Origin of the sequence: Streptomyces sp. NPDC059900 (assembly GCF_050270335.1) — a bacterium.
GTDB lineage: Bacteria > Actinomycetota > Actinomycetes > Streptomycetales > Streptomycetaceae > Streptomyces.
This window is the reverse complement of record NZ_JBNNJZ010000764.1, coordinates 1-3261: the sequence shown is the minus strand read 5'-3', so window position 1 is coordinate 3261 and position 3261 is coordinate 1. Positions and strand designations below refer to the sequence as shown.

Sequence of the window (3261 nt, the reverse complement as noted above, 5' to 3'; positions counted from 1 at the left end):
CCTCGCCCGTCCACCCCCGGCCCGCCCCGCGCGCCCGTTTCCACCCCGCCCGGCCCGACACCGGGACCGGGCGGGCCAACCCCCCGGCGGGGGGGGGGGGGGCCCCCGACCCCATGGGGCCCCCCCCCGCCACCACCGGGAGCCCCTACCAGCGCGGCCTCATCGAGGAGTTCGCCGGCGGCGTCGAGGTCGCCGAGGTTCCCTGCCCCGGCCTCGCGGACGCCGTGCAGTACGCCGACGAGGCGGCCATCGACAGGGCGGTCGCCGCTGCGGCGGCCCTCACCCCGCGTGACGTAAGGGCCGTCGTCCTGGGCTGCACCCATTACGAACTGGTCGGCGAGCGCATCCGTGCCGCCCTCCAGCAGCCCGGGATGCCGCCCCTGGTCCTGCACGGTTCCGCCGGAGCGGTCGCCGCCCAGGCGCTGCGCAGGACCGGAGAGCTTCCCGGCACCGGCGCGGGCGGGGAAGGCGGCCTGACGGTGATCCTCAGCGGGCGCGCCGCCGAGCTGCCGGCCGCCGCCCACACGTACGCCGAAGGCAGGCTGCTCGCGGCGGTCAGCTCCGCGCACTGAGCCCCGGCGCCGTCCGGAGGCCGGAAATCCACCGGTGACGCCGCGCCGGAACAGTAACGCTCCGCGATGCGATGCCTTCCCTCCGGAACGTGAGTAGTCTCGGACGCATGACGGACCACACCCACGGCGAGCGGGGCAGCACAGCCGACGCCCCGCCGGAAGTCTGGACCGGAAGCGCGACCAACCGCGTGCAGTGGCTGCTCGCGCCGGCCGGCGCACTCTGCCTGGCACTGGGCATCGAGCTGGCCGTCGACAACATGTGGACGTCCGGGATCGCCGCACTGGCCATGTCCGTCGTCGGGTGCATCGCCGCGGGACTGCTGATCCTGTTCGGCACCCTCGCCTTCGTCCATGTCGCCGTGAAGGTCGACAAGGACTGCCTGGAAGTGCGCTGCGGTCACATGGGCGTGCCGCGCCGCCGCATCCTGCTCTCCCATGTGGTGGGGGCCGACTTCGCGCAGGTCGTGTGCCCCCGGCAGTGGGGCGGATGGGGGTACCGCTCGCGGCCCGAGCTCGGTACGGCCGTCGTGGTCAGGCGCGGTGAGGGCCTGGTGCTCAGCCTGGGCGACGGCCGCAAGTTCACGGTCACCGTCGACGACGCCGAAGCGGCCGTGCGGATCATCCGGGACCGGCTCTCCCCTGCGCCGAAGCCGGCGGCCTGACCTGCGCCGGTTCGTCGCCCAGCGGTCGCGCCGTGGCGATGCCCGCGAGATAGCCCGCGCCCGTCGTCACCGCCGTCACGCTCAGCGCGTTGCCGACCGAGGCGACGGCGGCCAGCGCCGTCAGGGCCGCGCCCGCCGACAGGACGACCTGGGTGGAGCGCGGTGAGCGGTACAGCGCGTACAGCAGCCAGCAGAACACCGCGGCCAGCAGCAGTACGCCCGCCAGACCCTGCTCGGCCGCCTGTTGCAGCGGCGCCGAATGGGGTCGGCCGTCCGTGAGGAGATGCTCGGCCACCGTGGGGCTGGAGTCGGCGAACCGGCCGGGACCCACGCCGAGCGCCGGTTCCTGGCCCGCGAGCGCGAGCGCGTCGTGCCACAGCTCGACGCGGTATCCGTCGAGCTGGCCCTCCAGGGACGCGCTCAGCCCCTCGGGCAGTACGTCGTCGGCGATGGCCCAGGTCAGGCCGGTCACCACCGCTGTGGCCAGGGCCAGGCCGATGAGGCCGAGCACCCTGCCGCGCATCAGGGCGGTCGCCAGGGAGCAGAGCAGGATCCCGATGCAGGCGACGACACCGGCCACGGACCCGAGCACCGCCGCGGCCACCACGATCCCCACGGCGAGCAGGCGCATCGCGAGCCGCGTCGAGGGTGTGCGCGCCGCCCACGCAGCGCTGCACGCAGCTCCCGACGCCAGGATCAGGAGGGCGGCGGCCGCGCCGGTATGGCCCAGCGGCGCCGCGCTGACGGGCCCCGGCGACAGATGCGGGGCCGCTGCCGCGAGCCCCACCCCGGCCAGCGCGCCGGCGCACGGCGCGGCGACCGGCAGGAGCGCGCCGCAGATCCGCCCGCCCGCGTATCCCGCGGCCACGGCGAGCACCGCGAGGAGCACGCCCTCGGGCTGTCCGCCGTGCACACCCGCGCTGATCAAGGTCCAGGCAGCGCACACGCCGAGGAGCGCGATGCCCGTCGCGTCGGACGCGCTGCGCCGTTCGTATGCCCCCGGTGGCCCGGCTGTCGCGGCCATCCCCGTTGTCCCCACCCCGTTGCCCCCCGCCCTGTGACGGGCCCCGAACCCTGTGGCTTGATCCGGCCGCAGGTCAGGGACTCGGGCACACCGTAACCGCTGGAACCGTGAGATGTGGATATCTTGCGCAGGAACGATCCGGCAAACGCCTGCGCACGACCGTCCTGTCGGCGTCCAGGTGACGCGCCGTACACTCCCCGAGTGACCGCCACCACCACCTCCGCAGACGAGTCGGAGCAGCTCGGGGCGCAGCCCGCGCCCGTCTCGCGCAAGGCCCGCTACCTGCGTGCGCTCGTCCCGGCCGCCGCTTCGGCACTCTCCGGAGTGCTGCTCTACGTCAGCTTTCCGCCACGCACCTTGTGGTGGCTGGCCCTGCCGGCTTTCGCGGTGTTCGCCTGGTGCCTGCACGGCCGCAGCTGGAAGGCGGGCCTCGGGCTCGGCTATCTCTTCGGCCTCGGCTTCCTGCTGCCGCTTCTGGTGTGGACCGGTGTGGAGGTCGGCCCCGGGCCCTGGCTGGCGCTCGCCGCCATCGAGGCGCTGTTCGTCGCCCTCGTAGCGGCGGGCATCTCCGCCGTGTCCCGGCTGCCCGGATATCCGCTGTGGGCGGCGGCCCTGTGGATCGCCGGCGAGGCGGCACGCGCGCGCGTGCCGTTCAGCGGATTCCCCTGGGGCAAGATCGCCTTCGGGCAGGCGGACGGCGTCTTCCTGCCCCTTGCCGCGCTCGGCGGCACCCCGGTGCTCGGCTTCGCGGTGGTCCTGTGCGGCTTCGGCCTGTACGAGATCGTCCGCCAGGCCCTCGACGTGCGCTCCGCCCGTGTCCTGCGCCGCGGGGCCGCGGCAGCCGCCCTGCTCGCCGTGGTCGTACCGGTCGCCGGTGCGTTCGCCGCGCGTCCGCTGGTCAGCGACGACGCCGAGGACGGCACCGCGACCGTCGCCGCCGTGCAGGGCAACGTCCCGCAGGCGGGCCTGGAGTTCAACGCCCAGCGCCGCGCGGTGCTCGACC

Annotated in this window: 2 protein-coding genes and 2 pseudogenes; 3 read left to right on the top strand and 1 reads right to left on the bottom strand. The window is 74.9% G+C overall.

The window, feature by feature from the left end; translation table 11 throughout:
• Together ACQKIP_RS43530 and ACQKIP_RS43525 are read left to right on the top strand one after the other, a co-directional pair.
• Positions 1–572, top strand: a pseudogene (locus ACQKIP_RS43530) (glutamate racemase); the annotation flags it as partial.
• 107 nt (positions 573–679) lie between these two features.
• On the top strand, positions 680–1234 hold the full coding sequence (locus tag ACQKIP_RS43525) for a hypothetical protein (RefSeq protein WP_365859783.1): 555 nt from the start codon (positions 680–682) through the stop codon (positions 1232–1234).
• Here ACQKIP_RS43525 and ACQKIP_RS43520 read toward each other — a convergent pair.
• On the bottom strand, positions 1191–2258 hold the full coding sequence (locus ACQKIP_RS43520; RefSeq protein WP_365859782.1) for an O-antigen ligase family protein: 1068 nt from the start codon (positions 2256–2258) through the stop codon (positions 1191–1193). The genes ACQKIP_RS43525 and ACQKIP_RS43520 overlap by 44 nt on opposite strands.
• Positions 2259–2459: 201 nt before the next feature.
• On the opposite strand from ACQKIP_RS43520, the pseudogene ACQKIP_RS43515 reads away from it, so the two are divergent.
• Positions 2460–3261 (top strand): annotated as a pseudogene (locus ACQKIP_RS43515) (apolipoprotein N-acyltransferase); the annotation flags it as partial.